11 protein-coding genes are annotated in these 20,019 nt (G+C 42.2%); 5 read left to right on the top strand and 6 right to left on the bottom strand.

The window, feature by feature from the left end:
• Nucleotides 1-8 precede the first annotated feature (8 nt).
• Nucleotides 9-1,745 carry a R3H domain-containing nucleic acid-binding protein gene (locus H6G75_RS26370; protein ID WP_190982874.1) on the top strand — a complete coding sequence of 579 codons (1,737 nt, stop codon included), beginning with the start codon at nt 9-11 and terminating at the stop codon, nt 1,743-1,745.
• 249 nt (nt 1,746-1,994) lie between these two features.
• On the opposite strand, the gene H6G75_RS26365 is transcribed toward H6G75_RS26370, so the two are convergent.
• Nucleotides 1,995-2,879 (bottom strand): LysR family transcriptional regulator, encoded by an 885-nt coding sequence (locus H6G75_RS26365; protein WP_190982873.1) that lies wholly within the window; start codon nt 2,877-2,879, stop codon nt 1,995-1,997.
• A 118-nt stretch (nt 2,880-2,997) separates the two neighbouring features.
• On the opposite strand from H6G75_RS26365, the gene H6G75_RS26360 reads away from it, so the two are divergent.
• The gene (locus H6G75_RS26360; protein WP_190982872.1) at nt 2,998-3,777 is read left to right on the top strand and encodes a class I SAM-dependent methyltransferase; all 780 of its coding nucleotides are present in this window, start codon (nt 2,998-3,000) and stop codon (nt 3,775-3,777) included.
• A gap of 697 nt (nt 3,778-4,474) precedes the next feature.
• A complete protein-coding gene (locus tag H6G75_RS26355) occupies nt 4,475-4,849 on the top strand; it encodes a hypothetical protein (protein ID WP_190982871.1) in 375 nt (124 codons plus the stop codon).
• Between the two features lie 102 nt (nt 4,850-4,951).
• On the opposite strand, the gene cobT is transcribed toward H6G75_RS26355, so the two are convergent.
• The 3 genes from cobT to H6G75_RS26340 form a co-directional block, all read right to left on the bottom strand.
• On the bottom strand, nt 4,952-6,073 hold the full coding sequence (gene cobT / locus H6G75_RS26350; RefSeq protein WP_190982870.1) for a nicotinate mononucleotide-dependent phosphoribosyltransferase CobT: 1,122 nt from the start codon (nt 6,071-6,073) through the stop codon (nt 4,952-4,954).
• Between the two features lie 96 nt (nt 6,074-6,169).
• Nucleotides 6,170-6,910 (bottom strand): DUF2232 domain-containing protein, encoded by a 741-nt coding sequence (locus tag H6G75_RS26345; RefSeq protein ID WP_190982869.1) that lies wholly within the window; start codon nt 6,908-6,910, stop codon nt 6,170-6,172.
• A 13-nt stretch (nt 6,911-6,923) separates the two neighbouring features.
• Nucleotides 6,924-7,625, bottom strand: a complete 702-nt coding sequence (locus tag H6G75_RS26340; RefSeq protein ID WP_190982868.1) for a Crp/Fnr family transcriptional regulator — start codon at nt 7,623-7,625, stop codon at nt 6,924-6,926.
• 1,037 nt (nt 7,626-8,662) lie between these two features.
• On the opposite strand from H6G75_RS26340, the gene H6G75_RS26335 reads away from it, so the two are divergent.
• Nucleotides 8,663-12,763 (top strand): hypothetical protein, encoded by a 4,101-nt coding sequence (locus tag H6G75_RS26335; RefSeq protein WP_190982867.1) that lies wholly within the window; start codon nt 8,663-8,665, stop codon nt 12,761-12,763.
• 56 nt (nt 12,764-12,819) lie between these two features.
• On the opposite strand, the gene H6G75_RS26330 is transcribed toward H6G75_RS26335, so the two are convergent.
• Complete coding sequence (locus H6G75_RS26330; RefSeq protein ID WP_313934912.1) at nt 12,820-16,263, bottom strand: tetratricopeptide repeat protein; 3,444 nt, start codon at nt 16,261-16,263, stop codon at nt 12,820-12,822.
• A gap of 570 nt (nt 16,264-16,833) precedes the next feature.
• Nucleotides 16,834-17,724 (bottom strand): nitrogenase iron protein, encoded by an 891-nt coding sequence (gene nifH / locus H6G75_RS26325; protein WP_190982866.1) that lies wholly within the window; start codon nt 17,722-17,724, stop codon nt 16,834-16,836.
• A gap of 1,120 nt (nt 17,725-18,844) precedes the next feature.
• On the opposite strand from nifH, the gene H6G75_RS26320 reads away from it, so the two are divergent.
• Complete coding sequence (locus H6G75_RS26320; RefSeq protein ID WP_190982865.1) at nt 18,845-19,582, top strand: dienelactone hydrolase family protein; 738 nt, start codon at nt 18,845-18,847, stop codon at nt 19,580-19,582.
• Nucleotides 19,583-20,019 lie beyond the last annotated feature (437 nt).

Here is a 20,019-nt window from a genome sequence, read left to right as displayed (position 1 = left end):
TAGAAAGCATGACGATTAAAGACGATCTCCAAAAGTTATTAGACATCTTGCCCCAAGACTTGCGACAAGTACTAGAAAATCATCCTCAGCGAGATAGTTTAGTTGAAGTAGTCTTGGATTTGGGTCGTCGCCCAGAAGCTCGCTTTCCTAATCAAGCTGAGTATCTGAGTGAAACACCCGTAACTCAAGCACAAATTGATGATTGCATTCAGCGAGTCGGCACATTTGGCGGAGATAATCGAGCAGGAATTGAGCAAACTTTGCATCGGATCAGTGCTATCCGCAATCGTAATGGTAAGATAATTGGCTTAACCTGTCGTGTTGGTCGTGCGGTATTCGGTACTATCGGTATGATCCGCGATTTGGTAGAAACAGGTAAATCCATTCTCATGCTGGGTCGTCCAGGTGTGGGTAAAACTACTGCCCTGCGGGAAATTGCTCGTGTGTTGGCAGATGAGTTAAACAAACGAGTAGTAATTATCGACACCTCCAACGAAATTGCGGGAGATGGCGATGTTGCTCACCCTGCCATTGGTCGTGCGAGAAGGATGCAAGTAGCTCATCCAGAACTTCAGCATCAAGTCATGATTGAGGCCGTGGAAAACCACATGCCAGAAGTGATTGTGATTGATGAAATCGGCACAGAACTGGAAGCTTTAGCAGCGCGTACCATTGCCGAACGTGGTGTGCAGTTAGTTGGCACTGCTCATGGGAACCAAATTGAAAACTTGATCAAAAACCCCACACTTTCTGATTTGGTTGGTGGAATTCAAGCTGTGACGCTGGGAGACGACGAAGCCAGAAGGCGCGGTTCCCAAAAAACGGTGTTAGAGCGTAAAGCTCCCCCTACCTTTGAAATTGCTGTAGAGATGTTAGAACGGCAGCGTTGGGTAGTTCACGAAAGTGTTGCTGACACAGTAGATACTTTATTACGTGGACGGCAACCCAGCCCCCAAACCCGCACTGTGGATGACAATGGCAAAGTTGTCATGACTCGACAGCTATCGGTGGTGAATGGTCGTGGTGGTCATCTAGCGAGTGGGGAAGACACTTTCTCCTCTGGGCGACAGTCTGGTGGCTGGCGGGCATCGGGACAGATGGTGGCACTTCCGCCATTGACCCTAGAGCGGGAAAAGACAACTGGACAGAGTGAGTTTGACCGCTTGCTAGAGGAATCCTTTAACTACTCCGACACCATTGATTTCGCAGCCACGAAGAATGCTGGCCCCAACGGGGAAGATTTGCCACTGCATGTTTATCCTTATGGGGTGAGTCGCCACCAATTAGAACAGGTAGTTAGTGTGCTGACTTTGCCTGTGGTCTTGACAAAAGACATCGACAGTGCTGATGCAATTTTGGCATTGCGATCGCATGTCAAAAACCACGCTAAACTACGGCAAATGGCCAAAGCCCGTCATGTGCCTATCCACATGATTAAAGCCAGCACCATTCCGCAAATTACTCGTGGGCTGAGACGGCTGCTCAACATCGACGACCCAGAAATCGCTGATGACCGCGAATTGCAACTTTTTCTGCACAGTGGCAGCGATGACGAAATTGATGCCTTAGAGGAAGCTAGACTTGCAGTCGAGCAAATTGTCATTCCTAAAGGACAGCCAGTTGAGTTACTGCCCCGTTCTCCCCAAGTTCGCAAAATGCAGCATGAGTTGGTAGAACATTATCGCCTCAAATCCCATAGTTTTGGCGAAGAACCTAATCGCCGCTTAAGGATCTATCCGGCGTAATTTTAATTCAGGACTAACGCACAAAGGTTAGTTGTTGAAATGGGGTGTAAGGGTTCTGAATACCTAAGACCCCTACACCCTTCTTCAAACCTGAATTTTTCGTTTTGAGCTAATTTGTTAGGAATTTGGCAAAAAATCTCTCAAACTCTCATTTCTCTGTGACCTCTGCGCCTCTGTGGTTTGTTTTTCCATAACTTTTGCGTAAATCCTGTTTGTAAAATAATTACTCTGTCACCTCTAACCTGTTACCTATCTCCTACTACTTTGCCTGACTATCTCCACAAATTTCCGCACAGTTGAAGATACCTCACAACTACGCCAAATCATTGCAATTGTTACTTTTGGAGTAGATTCTTCAATGTATTTATACACTACTCCTGTTCTTTGCAAATTTTGTAATGATGCTGGCACGATCGCTACTCCCATTTCTGCTGCTACGATACTGACAATGGTTTGCATCTGAATCGCTTCTTGCACAACATTCGGACTAAAACCTGATTGCTGACAAAGACTGATAATTAAATCGTAGAGTCCAGGCGCTAATTTTCGGGGAAATAAAATAAACCCTTCATTAGCTAGGAATGTCAAACTAATTTGAGATTGCTTCGCCAGAATATGCGTCTCTGGTAAAGCTACCACGAGCGACTCTTGAAAAATCGTTTCCCAGCTAAATTTATTGTCTTCAACAGGAGGACGGATAAAACCAACATCCATTCGTCCTTCTTGCAACCAATCTAGTTGTTGATCTGTAGTTAATTCATGTAACTCTAGATTTACTCCAGGAACGCAGTTGCGATAATTTTTGAGTATAGATGGCAAAATATTATACGCAGTGGAACTGACAAAGCCAACTACTAATTTTCCCACTTCGCCACGACTAGTTTGTTGTCCGATTTGAATTGCTTGTTGTAATTGGTGAAGAATTTGCTGTACTTCACCTAAAAATACTTGCCCTGCTGTTGTTAACTGTACATGGCGTTTTGTGCGGTGAAACAGTTCAAATCCTAATTCTGTCTCTAGTTGGCGAATTTGTTGACTGAGAGGAGGTTGGGCAATATGCAGTTTTTCGGCAGCTTTGCCAAAGTGTAATTCTTCTGCCAACGTCACAAAGTAGCGCAGATGGCGTAATTCCATTGGTAAGGACAACTAATATTTTTTAAATATTAATCACAGTATAAAAATATATTGGACATCAATAGAAATCTTTTTTACTGTAGATATTAAGCAATCAACGCACGGAATTTCACTCAATATGAATCAGATTTCGCCATCCAAAGATAATTGGAATGCTTTGCTTTATGAAGATAAACACGCTTTTGTGTGGCAATATGGCGAAGATTTACTGCAATGGCTGAACCCCAAACCAGGAGAGATAATTTTAGATTTAGGTTGTGGAACTGGGCAACTTTCCGCCAAAATTGCCGAGTCTGGCGCTGAGGTGAGGGGAATTGATAGCGCCGCCACAATGATTGAAAAGGCGCGACAAAATTATCCTAATTTACGTTTTGAAATTGCTGATGCCCGTAACTTGCAAATAGACCAACTATTTGATGCCGTATTTTCTAATGCTACCTTGCATTGGGTTAAAGAAGCAGATGCTGCGATCGCATCCATATATCAATCACTCAAACCAGGAGGACGTTTTGTTGCGGAATTTGGTGGTAAAGGGAACGTAGAATTAATAGTCCAAGCCTTGTATGTGGCTTTGGAAAAAATTGGTCTATCTCACCCCCAAGCTTTAAATCCTTGGTATTTTCCCAGCATAAATGAGTATAGTAATTTACTTGAAAAACAAGGCTTTGAAGTTACTCATGCTATCTTATTTCCCCGTCCCACTGTCTTAGCCGATGAGACAGCAGGTATCAAAAACTGGCTGGAAATGTTTGCTAGTAATTTTTTCACTAACCTTTCGGCTGTGGAACAAGTAGAAGTGATTCGTGATGTTGAAGAATACCTCAAGCCTACACTTTACAAAAATCATGTTTGGATAGCCGACTATCGCAGAATTCGCATTATCGCTATCAAAGTGTAGTAGCGTGACCGTGATAAAACAGAGCAAGAGGATTTGGATCAACTTAACCGCAGATAAACGCAGATGCAATTTCTGCTATTGGATAAATTTATCTGTGTCATATCATGTCCGATGCCCCTCTGCTTTCTCTGCTTGCCCATCTGGATCATTTTTTTAGTGAAATGGTATTAGTGGCTTGTTTGTGGTTTGGGACGAAAAGCCTCCAATAGATAAGCTAGAAGCCCATCCCACAATCAGATTTAATCGAAATTTAAAAAACAATTGTCAAGAAAATATCAATTATGAGAGAACTAGATAAAAATAAAAATATAAGTATGAATAGTAATTTAATTTTTGAAAAACAGTACTCCCACAAAATACTCTTTCCTACTCCCGACTCTTAAATCCTTACTCTCAGGCTGTACAGATTATTTCTAAAATAAACTAGATTACTATAGGTTTTATCATTTTAGTTATTCGTAAATAGTTTTTTGGTTTTTACGCTTTCAAATTTTTCTAAAAATAAGTTAGTCCAACTTTACATTTTTTAACATTATTAATGGTGTTTACTGCAATATTTTTTTGAGAAAGATTGATAATTAATGACTTAGGTATATCATTTCGACAGATTATTTGAATAATTAAATAATTCATAAGTATGTTTAACGTTGCCAGTAAATTGAATAACATGGAGGAAATATACTGACGAGGGTATTAGATGGAGCCATTACAAAACCAGATTCTAACTTTGAGCCATAAACTGGATGCCCTCTACCAGGTAATTGAGCAGCTAGATATTAAAGTTGCTCAGGCTTTCTCAGAGTGTTCCTTGGCTAAAGCATCTGTAAAAGATAACTATCAAGAAAATAGCGATACTTTTCCTTATCAGTTAAAAGGACAAATTAGTTTTAATCAAGAACTAGAACACAAGGATGTTCTGACAGATGGCGCTTATATCGATATGAATCGTCAAGGCGGGGATAAGATTTTAACACCAGAAATTCAGATACAAAGACTAACAGCGCAATTAACCGCAGCCTACAATCGGATTGCGGCATTAGAAGAACAATTACTCCGCGAAAGAATTCATTAATGGCTCATTAGTAGATATTCCCAAGGGATTTACCGGAATTTGTTAAGTCCGGTATTTTTGTTTTTATAGCAGAATTCAAGAGTCAGAAGCCAGAATTTAGAATTAATGATTGTTCAACTTACTCAGCCTTTGGAATTGGTCTTCTATAGCTGCTAAAAGTTGAGATTGTTGCCAATTTTGGTAGAGATAAGCTGCTATGCAGGCGGCTCCAGCGCCTACGCCTTCTTTAACAAAACCTTGCTCATAAGCTTGGAGTTGTGGATAACGAGAATTGGCAAAACTTAGCTGTGTAGATAGTAGTGGTGGAATTATACCTTGATGTTTGCTGCTGTTATCCAAACTGAGGGCTAAATCAATAGTTCCGCCTGTGGGATCTTCGGCTACCCAGCGAGTTGTACCGACAATTACTTCCGCAGGTTGCCAAAATAAGTTATACGCTTGGGAAATTGCTGTAGTTAAAGCGTAAACTGCCAACATTTGTGTTCCGCCTGCTAGTAGAACTCCACAACGACGACTAGCAGCGATCGCCATTCCTGCCAATACCACTTGCATCGGATCACCCACAGCTGCCAAAATTTGTAGCGGATCAGCATCATTAGGAATGTGTTGTAAGCCAGATTGAACGACTTGCCATTTTTGTTGATGGTTACAAGTGGGGTGACTGCTGTTAACTTTACCCATCGCATCTATACCTAAAGCCGTGAGTACAGCTAAAGCTGTTGTCGTTCCGCCAACCACACATTCACTCAAAATTACGTAACTTTGCGGAACCTCCGCCGCCAAGCGATCGCCCCAAATCAGCCCTTGTTCTAGCAAGTGTTCGACTGTAGCTAATTCCATCGCCTTACCTGTACTTAAACACTTGGCTGGCGCACCACCCAAATCAATGACTGGTACAGCCGGAAACAAAGGTAATCCCCCATTAAACAACCGCACAGGTATTGTAAGTCCTTCCACCACAGCACGCGAAATTAATACAGGCGATGCGCCCGCCGTCAGTGGTGGTAAAGGATACTGCGGTTGATGTTCAGCACCATAGTATAAAAATTCAGCATCTGCACAAGCCGTATAATTGCGGTCTTCTGGTGTGCGTCCAGCCGCCGAAATTCCAGGAATTAAAGCAGTTTCTGTAAAACCTAAAACACAGGCAAACACAGGTAAACAACCACCATATTTAGCAATCCAGACTTTACCTTGTTCTATTTGAGTATAAATACGAATCATAAATTAAGAGTCAAGTGTCAAAAGTCAAGAGTTAATAGTGAAAAAACTCCTGCCTCCTGCCTCCGGTTGGTGAGCGAAGCCGAACCAATGCCTTCTCTACCCTTCATAATCCATCATGACTTGCACCCAGCGTGGCGGACGGGGAATAGGATTACCTAAACGGTCTAATAGTAGCCATGCCGCTAGATGTACGACAAATAAATAAATAAAGTTATTAATAACAACCAAAGCCAAAGCCCCGACTTGAATCAAAAATACGCTGGGACTGTTTAACAATCCGAGTTTGAGAAATATCCACTCAGAGATTTCTGTGACTTGGTTAATTAAATAAATCCATAAATCTTCCCCGGACAATACAGACAGCAACCACATCCGAAAAAAGAAGCCCAAAGTTCCTAATAAAGTGGCTAAGGTAATCGACACAATCCAAGGAACTCGACGATGCCAAGTTGCGCCTAAAAGTACACCCATGAGCGCAAAAGGCATTACAAATAATAGACTGCGAACAGGCCCCATCAGTACCGATAACAACAGGCCAGAAGTAACAGCCGCCATCCATGACGCTCTGTGTCCCCAACGTAGGTAAACTAGAGCGATCGGCACAGGAAAGAAAATCCGCAATAATGGCCCCAAAGGAAAATAAAAATTAATAAACCAAATTAAACTGGCAGTACTGGCTAAAAATGCCGTTTCTACCATCCGTAAAGGTGCTGCGGCTTTGAGTTGGGGAGGTTTTAACTGACTCTGATTTTGGGGTAACTCCTCTTGGGTAGGTGGTAAAGACGCAGAAGATAAGCTTTCCTCTGGCTCATCGGGCAGAGAATCTACAATACTCATTTTGAAAATTCTTTTACACAATCAATCTTTCCAGGGCTGACACATCAGGAATACAAATAGTTTCTTGATCCCGTTGAATTAGCCCTTTCTTTTCTAACCTAGTTAAGACTCTTGTCACTGTTTCTCGCGCCAACCCACTTAAACTACTTAATTCTCGATGAGGCAAATTTGGAATTTCTGTTCCTGTTTGCGCTCGTTTTCCCTGACCTTCAGCTAAGAATAACAAAGTATCGGCTACCCGCGATTGACTATCAGATTCTCTCAGCCGCAAACGACGGTTGACTTGGCGTAAGCGTCTAGCCATCAACTTGGATAATCTTACACCTGCTAAGGGTTCGATTTGGAGTAACTTGACAAAATCTTGAGCAGGCAAACTACCAATAACAGTAGCTGTGAGAGTAATTACATCGGTAGAACGAGGCACTTCATCTAAAGCTGCCATTTCACCAAATAATTCGCCTTTACCTAAAATATTGAGGGTTACTTCTTTACCCTCCAAATTATAGGTACGAATTTTTACCCAACCTTCAAAGATAAAATATACAGAACCACCCCAGTCATTTTCCAACAAAATCACTTGATTTGCTGGGTGTGTTCGCGTCACAAGATGGGTAAGGGCTGGTTCGACAACAGATTCTGGCAACCCTTGAAAAAAGGGAGCCGTTCTGATCCACGGGTGAAAAGGTTCTTCTTGCAAGCTATATCTGTCTCCCATTACGGCATTTTCATTAAAGGTATTACACACAAAAAGACAAAAAAGTGAATTGCAGCCTAAGCCATCAATGCCAATACTTTTTAAAATACAGAGTTCAGCTAGGTAAACAAAATTACAATAAAAGCATTTGCAGAACAGTCTTACTGACGCAGTTTAAATAAAGCAAAACTTTTGCGAGTAATGTCTAAGTGCCTCTGGGATAATTTTGGAAACTCTAGCTGCATTGCAAAAATATTTACTTAAAAATATAGGCAAACCACATTAATGATACTCAAACTAGTTAATTTTTGCTAACGCCAAATTTTCGGATACCTTCAGTTATCTGGGGATCAGGGATTTAAGGGTGGAAGGGTCAGGACTTACGCAGTAAGGTGAGAAATCAAGGGTATAAGGGCTTCGCTGTGAGCGTCAGCCGAACAGTGTATGTATCCAAAACCCTAACACCCCTGTACCCTGGTTACTGAGCGCAGCGCCGAAGTATACCCCTACACCCGTTTCAAAAGACTCTCTTGGAGCGCAAGTTGATTTGTGTTCTAGTTAACTTGCCATTCCTAGACTCCTTCGCTAGATTAATGGCGCGTGTGGATGTAAAGTGGAGGCAATTTGCTAATTGGGTTCGGACTTCTGGCTGATTTGTTGCATTTTTTTATGTTTTTAATTGTGAAGTCCCAGAGGCTGTAACATCGCCTGTATGGTAAAAGGTCAAACAAAGTACCTAGTCAAATTATTTGGCTGACAATTGGTAAATATTTTTGTATCCTGGTACTTCAATTAGCACTCCAGCTAATTACCGTGATGCCTGATGAAAATGAGGCTAGGGGTTAGGGGCTAGGGGCTAGGGGCTAGAGATGCTTTTTGAATGAGTAAAAATTACTCAGCAACGCCACTTGCTATAACGGAGGGAACCTCCGCAACGCAGTGGCTCCTCAGCACTCAGCACTCAGTACTCTCAAAGCAGTTGCTACCGTTATTAACTTTGATAAGCGTCAATTTCTCACCCAAGTTAAAAATCCAGTTCTAGCTAAGGTAATTCTAAAGTGACTTCCCGCGCTGATGAAATTCAAAAACTGATCGCAGATATTGATAACTTACTCACTAACAATGGTAAGCGACTGCCGAAGTTGCTGTCTGGTCAAGCGCCAGAAGCCAGAGAGGTTTTAGAGAGGGTTCGTAACTTTCTGGTGAATTTGCCAGCAACGGAGGCTTTTTATGGCAATATTCCCCAAACAACGGGACAGGTACAACAGTCATCTTTATTGGCGAAATTTGCTGAACAAGTTAATTACCAATCATCAGGAGAGTTATATCCATCTGAGTCAGCAGACAATAGTGGACTGAGTAGCCAGCTAAAAAGTGACTTGGCGACATTAATTCAACCACTGCAAGCAGAATTAACGGCGTTGTTGCAAGAACGCTCGACTTTGATGCAGGAAATTCGCCAATTAGAGCAGAAACGGCTACAAAATTATTCTTTAAGTCAGCAGTTAGCCAATCAAGAGCAAATTATTGGGGAATTTTTACAGGTGTTGATGAGTCGCCTTGTCCCCACGATCGCACCACATATTAACTCAACACCAGCCCATGATTTTCGTGCTGCTAGTCCTAGTCAGCACAACAGTATAGAATTAAACTCGGCGGCAAGTGCGCCTACATTAGATTCATCAGCGCAATTAGAACAGTTAAATCAGTTTGCGAAGAAATTAGACCAACGTTTACTGTCGCTGGATGGTACGGTAAACGTTGTATTTGATGCACTCCAGCGCAATATTAATACTTACCAAGAGTCGTTATCGCAAGCACTGGCGAGAATGCACAGTACAGGCTTGCAAAGCGAACAGTTGCTAGTGAGTTTTCTGAATAATTGGACTCAGCAATTGCAGCAACAGATTAATAATCTACCAGCGACGGCAGTAGTTAAAGAAACATCAGCAGCAGCGCGATCGCCATTTCCCACTCCCTTAGAAACTGCTACTGTAGAAACTACTCAACCAGTAGTAATTACTAATACTGAAGTTGCTAACCCATCACTCGAATTACCCCAGCCAGAAGTAGAATTTACAGCAGATGTGGCGGCTAATGATTTGGATGCGATGTTACTGGAATTGACTGGTAGCATTCCCCAAGCGACTGATGCGGCTATTCCTTTAGAACTAGAGGGGTTGGAAGATTTAGAAACATTGGCAGATGATTCCCCACAACCACTAACTGCGCCGACACTTTTACCAACGCCAGAAGCTGCGACACCGCCGCCAGAAATCTCTGGTATGTTTAGTGATTTATCGCCACCAAATCTAGAGTTGAATGATGAGGTAGATCAACTTTACGCCAGTTTATTTCATGTTAGTTCTGTAACTCAACCCAGTGTTGTACCAACTCCCACAGAACCAACACCGGATAGTTCTGCGAACATTTCTCCCGCAGAACCAGAAACATCGTTTACGACTGTTACAGAAGATTCTGCTAACTTAAATCTTGGCAACACCCCAGCTGCACCGTTATTTGAGGAAAATATCGGCTTACCAGAGTCGATATTTACTCAGTCAGATGCAGGCTTATTAGAAGCAAATCATTTACCACCGCAAAATACAGCCAGTCATTCGCCGCCATTTATTGATTTATCTTCAGATTTTCAACAAAAGTTATTTTTTGAACAAGAACCTGAGTTTTCCCATACTACACTCAGCTATTCGCCGGCGATCCGGGAAAATGTTCCTGTGCAGCCAGAACATACTGATACAATTACTTCTTTAACTGAACTGTTTGCTGATGCTAGTAGTGCCGAGAATTTATGGCCGGGTTTGTCGCCTGCGGAAATTGCATCGACTTTAGATGAACCTGAACCTACTCCTGATTTGGGAGTGACCTCTGAAACGGAAGTGCGGGAAAACGCATCTGATATCGATATATATATTGCGGCTTCCCCCCAGGAGAATTTGCTTGCGCCAGAGGTAATGCAGTCGGGAAACATACCGGATATTTCTTTAAATGAAGAACAGTTGCGGCAATTAAATCAAGATTTAGCCAACTTTGATGAGTTACTGAACTATCATTTAGCAGATGTCTACAGTTTGGCAGATATAGAAGAACCGCCAAATGTCACCTTACCCAATGCACAAACCCTAGACCATACGCCAAATGTGGCTTCTTCTCGTCCGGCTGTAGCGCCAGTTGCACCCATATCATCGCCACAAACCGAAGCTGATTTAAACTTCTCCCCGTCCAACGAAAAAAAAAAGCAAGAGAAATCGGCTTCCGGTTCCCCAACTCAGATAGAAATTCCAGTAGATGTGCATAACTCGGTTTGGTATTTAGGTATTGATTTAGGCACAACTGGAATTTCGGCGGCGTTGTTAAATCGCACTCAGTCGGTGGTATACCCCATATATTGGTCAGCAGAGAATATTCCTGGTGCGACGGCTTTTCAACATTCATTTCGTTTACCTGCGGAAGTTTATCTCCCGAATGCTTCTGTGGTGCAAGGTGACAGTAATGTTAAAAGTAGTCAATGTTCTGCACAGTTAAAGCCTTATTTACAAATAGCTGTACCTTACAAAGGTGAACAGCAAAAATGGGAACCTGTACTGCAATTCAATGAATTTTCCGCAGGGCCATTGATTTGGGTGGTAAGGTCGCTTTCTAAATTACTATTAACCCTCAAATCCGATCGCCAGAGTACCACCCAAGGTCTGATTGCTATGGCGGTGGGAATTAATCAGCCGACTTTCCACACCATTATGAGTAAAATCGCTGGGGTGATTTGTACTTGTCCGGCAAGTTGGTCAGAACAATATAGATTTAATGTGCGGGAAGCTTTATTGACTAGCAAAATTGTCCAACATCCCCAGCAAGTCTTTTTTGTGGAAGAAGCGATCGCTAGTTTAATTAGTTTATTTGATAAAAGTGATAGCCAACTCATTCAAGTGAGCGATCGCACTGGTTTACGTCCCGTCGAAACCACAGAACCCTTGATTGGCAATACTTTGGTAATTAATATTGGCGCAACCGCCAGCGAAATGGCTTTGGTTGATATCCCCGGAAATCTGCTGCAACTAGCGCACACAGATTTTATGCTGCACAGTTTTCCCTACGCCAGCAAGGGGATAGAACAGGATATTATTTGTCAGTTACTCATCCCGCCAAAATACCGAGAACCACGGAAAAATAACCAAAGCAATGGTCAAAAAAATACTAGTAGTTCTGGGTATTGGCAACCAGCCTTTGCCAATGTTGATAAAATGCAGTGGCAAAGTTTAGGGTTAGATAAATTTGATTTGCCAAGGGCTGGAGAGCCTGATATTGGTGTGCGGATTCGGTTACAGCAACGGTTGGAAAGTTCAGTTTTAGGACAAGCTGCCCTCGAAGCTGCCTTGGCTTTGAAGTTAATTTTGCAACATCAAGAAAACTTCATCCTAGAATTAGCAGATCAACAGTGGACGTTGCAACGGCGAGACTTGGAAAGTCAGGTATTTGTCCCCTTTGTGCGCCGCTTGAACCGGGAATTAAATAAATTACTCGTGGCGCGGGGTATTCCCACAGAAGACATTAATCAAGCCGTGTTGACTGGTGGAGTCGCATCTTTAGGAGTTGTTTATCATTGGCTACGGCAAAAACTCCCCAACGCCAAAATTATTCAAGACCCATATTTAGGGGAGAATGGCGCACCAAATTGCAGCCGAGTTGCATTGGGTTTGGCAATGTTACCCTTGCATTCCCAGATTTTAGAAGAACCAAGACAACAGTACACCGACTATTTTCTGTTTACCGAATTGCTGCGCCTACTGCCAGAGCGGAGTTTATCATTTAACGAAGTGCTTCAGTTGTTTGAGGGCAGAGGAATTAATACCAGTATTTGTCAGCAGAGATTATTGGCATTTTTAGAAGGAGAATTACCAGCCGGTTTGATTCCCACACCACCGGAGTCAGCATGGCTAACCCTAAACTCATCTCAGAATTTAGATTATCAGGCGATCGCATCTGCACCTTTATTTGAAAAACAAGGTAATCTCAGCTATCGTCCCAACGCCCAGCAATTGTCCGCCTTGCGTCGCTATTTAGCCGCCGTCAAAGCCAGCACTCAGCAATCTTTGGAGGAACCATACACGGTTAACTTTGTTCAGGGAGTAGTGAGTAGGGAGTAGGGAGTGGGGAAAAACCAGATCCCCAACTTTTCAAAAAAGTCGGGGATCTAAATGTCCTACTTCCCACTCAAAGGAGTCCAATTACCAGAAGGAACAAAAGCCGCCCAAAATTGCGGTTCGCTATACTCTTGACTATTGAGCAAATCTAACTGTGCAGCCCGCAAAGCTTCGTGTCTCCCCTTACCCGCTTGTAAATTCTGGTAATACTTCACCATTAATTCCTTCGTCGCATCATCATTCACCAGCCACAGACTTAAAACTTGAGTTTGCGAACCAGCAATTACCAAAGCCCGACGCAAACCATAAACACCATCACCAACTTTCACATCACCCTTACCAGTGTCACAAGCTGACAACACCACTAATTGATTAGAACGTAAATCTAAACCAGCCACCTCCAGCGCCGTTAGCACACCATCATCATTGTTATTTGTCACTTGCTTGCGTTGATTAAACCCAGCCAACGCCAACCCAGAACGCAACAGTGGATTTTCCACTTCTATAAATTCTTTTGGACGTGGTGTTAACTCTAAATCTAGTGAAGCGTTGAGATTTTGTTCAATATCAGTAATGAAAAAACCGTGAGTTGCCAAATGTAAAATGCTAGGGTTTTGTAATTGTTTAACAGCCGTTTCCGTTGCATCTTTACCTAACAGTAACTTTGCGTTTGGTAAAACCTTTTTAATTGCTGCGGCTTCTTCTTTAGTAGCAGGTAATGAGTCAAATGCGAGGTTAGCTAACTCACCAGAACGGCGATTTTGGGAACCACGTACACCAGATGGTTTTGCTGAGGCGACAGTTTGGGTTTGGTTGTTGTAGTCAATATCTGCCAACACCACAGGTGCAGAAGCATTGTTAACATTTGAGTTGAAACGCAACAAATCCCTGCCACTGGTGAGGTAAGAAAAAGCATAAATTTGAATCAGGAATTTATCTTGCTCATCTTTTAGAGCTTCAAAAGGAATTAATGTTAATTGCCCATCAGGCGAGATTAAAATATGATTTGCATCACCCAATAAAGGACGAATAGGTGCGATTAATTTTTCATCTAAAGTGCGGGCGAGTTTTTTGAATGGTTTTCCAGTGGCTAACGCTGCACGAAAATCAATGGCTAACTTATCAATTTCTGCCGCTTCACCTAAATCAACCCACTTCGGTTCACCAGAGGAACGCAACACCGCCGCCGCATAACGCGGTTTCCCAAACCTTTGAGCCTCTGTTTTGGCTTTGACGTTTAATGGTTTATACTGAACAATTTCTACCAAGGCTGCATCTTTGGGTATCTTGGCTTGAATTGCTGCTAATTCTAGTGGTTGGGTTTGCTGGCGAAATTCAGCACTTTTAACACTGATAGCTGCTTCTAACTTTTCTTTTTCGGCTTCCAGTTGTTCTAACTGAGCTTTCGGGTTAGCAGTTTGTTTTTTTGATGGGGAAAAGACTAAAGTTGAGAGTTGCTGTTGTACTTGTAGCCATTGAGTGAATAATTTTTGAGTTTCGGGATTTTTATCAAGTTTAGAGCGTAAGATTTGGATGCTGTCGGCTACGGCATCTAACACCAAACCTTTGCGACGGAGTACAGTAGTTAGAGCGAGAGATGCAGCAGTTGAATTGTTGCGAGCTTCTTCCAAGGATAGGGAAACAGTAGCATAAGTTGTCTTTAAAAAAGTTCTAATGTAGCTTTGTTTGCTTTTTTCTGAGCCAGTAGCAAAAATTAGATTGAGATTTTGTGCTTGGATATCCAGTCCACGGCGTAAGAAGTCAGTAACACGAGTAATATCACCCTTTACTAGATAGAGTCCAGCTAGATTATTCAAGCTTTGGGCGACAGTGGGATGTTCTTTGCCCAGCACCTTTTCATTAATATCCAGTGAGCGGAGATACAGGGGTTCGGCTTGTTCATATTTCCCCTGTGCGCGATACAGTTCAGCCAAATTATTCAAGCTTTGGGCGACATCAGGATGTTCTTTACCCAGCACCTTTTCATTAATATCCAGTGAGCGGAGATACAGGGGTTCGGCTTGTTCATATTTCCCCTGTGCATGATAAAGTGCAGCCAAATTATTCAAGCTTTGGGCGACAGTGGGATGTTCTTTACCCAGCACCTTCTCCAAAATAGCCAGAGCGCGGAGATACAGGGGTTCGGCTTGTGCATATTTCCCCTGTGAATCATACAGTGCAGCCAAATTATTCAAGCTTTGGGCGACAGTGGGATGTTCTTTACCCAGCACCTTCTCCAAAATAGCCAGAGCGCGGAGATACAGGGGTTCGGCTTGTTCATATTTTCCCTGTGAATAATACAGTGTAGCCAAATTAGCCAAGTTCTGGGCGACATCGGGATGTTCCTGACCTAACACCTTCTCTCTAATCGCCAGAGCGCGGAGATACAGAGGTTCGGCTTGTGCATATTTCCCCTGTTGATCATACAGTAGAGCCAAATTATTCAAGTTTTGGGCGACATCGGGATGTTCCTGACCCAACACCTTCTCTAAAATAGCCAAAGCACGGAGATACAGAGGTTCAGCTTGTGCATATTTACCCTGTGTATAATACAGTAGAGCCACACCGTTCAAGCTAATGGCAACAGCAGGATGTTCTTTGCCCAAAACCTTTTCATTAATATCCAGAGCGCGGAGATACAGGGCTTCGGCTTGTTTATATTTCCCCTGTGCATGATAAAGTGTAGCCAAATTATTCAAGCTATTGGCGACAGTGGGATGTTCTTTGCCCAGAACCTTTTCATTAATAGCCAGAGCGCGGAGATACAGAGGTTCGGCTTGTTTATATTTCCCCTGTACATAATACAGCAGAGCCAAATTATTCAAGCTAGTGGCGACAGAGGGATGTTCTTTACCCAGCACCTTCTCTCTAATAGCCAGAGCGCGGAGATACAGAGGTTCGGCTTGTTTATATTTCCCCTGTGAATTATACAGTGTAGCCAAATTATTCAAGCTATTGGCGACAGTGGGATGTTCTTTGCCCAGAACCTTTTCATTAATAGCCAGAGCGCGGAGATACAGAGGTTCGGCTTGTTTATATTTCCCCTGTGAATTATACAGTGTAGCCAAATTATTCAAGCTATTGGCAACATCAGGATGTTCTTTACCCAGCACCTTCTCTCTGATAGCCAGAGCGCGTTGATACAATGGTTCGGCTTGTTCATATTTCCCCTGTGTATAATACAGCAGTGCCAAACTGTTTAAGCTAATAGCAACATTGGGATGTTCTTTACCTAGCACCTTCTCTCTGATAGCCAGAGCGCGTTCTGCTAAAGGGATGGTGCTACTGTAATTACCTTCTTGGTATAACTTAATTACTTGTTGATCCAGTTCTTCAGCTTCCTTTAAAGCTGCTTGTTCCTCGGCTGAATATGCAGGGGTTTGTTGTTGTGCTATCCCCTCAACTGGCATACTTAAAACTAACCCTGTTGTTATTGCACCCACCACCATCCAAGGCGCAAGACAAATACCCGCAGTATTAATTGCACTGAATAACTTTTTCACAGTCAACTCACAAGCTTGTATAAGTCAGTTATCAGTTATCAGTTATCAGTTATCAGTTATCAGGGTTTTAGTTGGAGATTTGACTCTTGTTGGCTACCACCTTTGACAAGTGAGGGACTTTAAAAGATATTGCTGATTACTGTTTACTGTTCACTAATGACTGTTAAGTAAATCATGCCGGATTCAGCAGTTTTTGCAAACCAGTTGTTAAAAAATTCAAAACTCTCCCTTTTTTCTTTGCGTCTTTGCACCTCTGCGTGAGGAAATTTAACATTCAACAACACCCTACGCAGAAAATTTCCTAACACTTCCACCTCAGAGCCTCAGCTTTCACCCTCAGAACTTCAACATTCGAGCAAAAAGGCTCAACATTCAGCCTCTGAACTTCAACGTTCGAGTAAAAAGGTTCAACGTTCACTCTCAGAACTTCAACATTGAGCTTCATAACTCCATTTACCACACAATTTACTTGAATGATGGCAAAAAAAGTAATCATGAAAAAACCAGAACCCCAGTTTTGACAAAAACGAGGTTCTGGTTGCTTAAAAAGACTTGATGACTACATCAAAATTACTTGGTGCTTTCAGCAGGTTTACCAATCATTTTGGCAGCATTTTCTTCACTTTCGAGAATACCGAACTCAATCAACAATTCTTCCAATTCTTCCATTTCAATTGGGGTAGGAATTTTGAGATTGTCGTTGTTGATGATTTTGTTAGCCAAGGTGCGGTATTCGTTAGCCTGGTTGCTGTCGGGTGCATACTCGTTAACTGTCATCCGGCGCAACTCAGCGTGTTGAACAATATTGTCGCGGGGTACGAAGTGAATCATTTGGGTGTTCAACCGTTTTGCCAAGGTTTCGATGAGTTCGTGTTCCCGGTCTGTTTTACGGCTGTTACAAATCAAACCACCCAAGCGTACACCACCGGAGTGAGCGTATTTCAAAATACCACGAGCGATGTTGTTTGCAGCGTACATCGCCATCATTTCACCAGAGGTAACGATGTAAATTTCTTGTGCTTTGTTTTCGCGGATAGGCATTGCGAAACCACCACATACAACGTCGCCTAATACGTCATAAGATACGAAGTCAACATCTTGGTAAGCGCCGTTTTCTTCTAAGAAGTTAATGGCGGTAATAATACCACGACCAGCGCAACCTACACCGGGTTCTGGGCCACCAGATTCTACGCACTTCACACCACGGAAACCGGTGAGCATTACTTCTTCGAGTTCTAAGTCTTCTACTGCACCACGTTCAGCAGCCAAGTGTAATACTGTAGTTTGTGCTTTAGAGTGCAGCATCAAACGGGTGGAGTCAGCTTTAGGGTCGCAACCTACAATTAGGATGCGTTGACCCATTTCCGCCATTGCTGCCAAGGTGTTTTGGGAGGTGGTAGATTTACCAATACCGCCTTTACCGTAGAAAGCGATTTGTCTGATTTTTTGGTCAGTACTCATGGTTGGTGTTTTCCTACAATTAATTTGATTGCAAAGTTCGAGAGTCAATAATGGTTAAAGGCGGCCTATATGAGAATTTGGATTGTAGAAATATTGCAAGTCTTACCAAATGCAGGTTTCAATGACACCAATTTGAGAAAAATTGGACATAAACTTTACAGGTTGGTGTAATTAAATCCCCATCGGTTGCTCAAGCCTTAAGAATGGTGATAGTGACAATTGACATTTCCCTGGGTTTTGATAAACCCAACCAACCAAAATTGCACTCCACTCTGAATGGCTCTTATTTACAACTTTCCTGTTTTGGATGTGTCACAAATTTTCAAAATTTATGCTGGTAATTCCTACTTTGATATTTTTGACAATGATTCCTACTCAATTACTCAACCTGCTGATCACTAATGCAGTAAAATTAATCTTTCATGACAAAGATAGAGTTAATTTAGCTTGCATTATTTTCAGTAACCATGCTGATTTTTTTTAGAATGCCAGCTTGTACTAAGAGTCTTTCTTCCTAGGCTCATAGAGTAACTTTATCTGGCTGATAATACTAGCTTGTATAGCCACTTATTACTAGTAATTATCTAAGCAAGTTATCACTGACTTCAAGTTTGTAATGAGGTTACAATCCTGTTTACCTGGCTAATTTCTACCGTTAGCAAAAGCGTCACGATATTGAAGTGGATTTACCAGAGCAAAAGGACTTTATTGAGGTAAACTCAATCTTTTTCTTGAAGTCTTTTGCGTTCTTGCTTTTTGATTCCTATAGTCAGCTTAACACTGTTTGATTAATTTATTTATCAAAGTTTGAAGTGTTTTTGCTTTTAGTTGATGATGCTGAATAAATATTTTACTTAGATATGAGTGCTGTCATGAGATTGGCGAGATTATAAAGTTTTGCCTGACATTTTAATTTTTCTGGTTTGTTTGATTTGAACTTATAACACAAGTCAGTTAGAAGTCTGAATGTTACTGGATTTACATACTTTGACAAGATGATATTTTACCTAATTTTAAATGTATCTTTATTGCTGTTGTGATCCGTTCGCTCTACTATCCCGATATCATCACGTCATTCTGTAAAAGCTAATGAAAACAATTATGACTGGGAGCCAAACAAGTGCAAATCACTAAGCGCAATGTCGAGTTAAGGGTAGATGACAGCTTAATGCGGGTGTATGTCGCCTCTCCCAAGCCAGCCGGAACTTACCCAGGCATTTTGTTTTACAGTGATATCTATCAATTAGGTAGTCCGATGATTCGTCTAGTCAACTACCTAGCCGGGTTTGGTTATGTTGTCGCCGCACCCGAAATTTTTCATCGTCTTGAACCTATTGGTGCTGTTATTGAACCGGATGATTTGGGGAGAATGCGCGGTAATGATGATGCACGCAGAACAGCGATCGCAGAGTATGATGCAGATTGTCGAGCTGTGATTGATTTTCTGAAAACCGACGCGGCTGTTAACCCCGATAAAATTGGCACTCTCGGCTTTTGCATCGGCGGACATTTATCTTTTCGCGCCGCCTTCAAACCTGAAATCAAAGCTGCTGTTTGCTGTTACCCGACTGGTATCCCCAGTGGCAAACTTGGTCAAGGCATAGCAGATACTATTCATAGAGTTAATGAAATTAAAGGCGAATTACTGCTGATACTCGGTACTCTTGATCCTCACATTCCCGAAAGCGATCGCCATACATTAATTAAAGCAATTACAGAAGCCAATATACATCATCAAGTATTTTTATACGAAGCCGAACATACATTTATGCGCGATGATGGTTATCGCTACGATGCTGTTGCAGCTACCTCCGCTTGGTCAGAAATCACCACGTTCTTAGCCAAAATTTTTCCTTAGAGATCATAAGGGTGTGGGAAGTGTGGGAAGTGTGGGAAGTGTGGGGGGTGTGGGGGGAAAGATTTCTTATTTATTCACCATCCTACGATTTCTCCCACACCCCTGGATTTCTCTCTTGTGAGAAGAAATCCAGGTTTAATGAAGGGTGACTGCCCTCATTCAATCTCACACCGTCTATGTTATTGTTTCACCAGAAATATTAGGATGCTTTACGCTTTGCCTCCATGACTGGGAGGCATTTATTTTGGGAATAATACTGCCTTGAAAGTAGGGAGTCGAGAGTAGGGAGTAGGGAAAAGAATAAAACTTACGCCAGAACAAGAAAAATTAGGATTTTAGAGCAATACGGTTCAGTTAGTGAAATTTAAACATTGCAGATCCCCCTAAATCCCCCTTAAAAAGGGGGACTTTGATTCTAGTTCCCCCCTTTTTCAAGG

Origin of the sequence: Nostoc sp. FACHB-280 (assembly GCF_014697615.1) — a bacterium.
In the GTDB taxonomy this organism is placed as follows: Bacteria; Cyanobacteriota; Cyanobacteriia; order Cyanobacteriales; family Nostocaceae; genus Nostoc_B.
The sequence above is the reverse complement of the archived record's forward strand: the minus strand, read 5'-3'. Positions and strand labels throughout refer to the sequence as shown.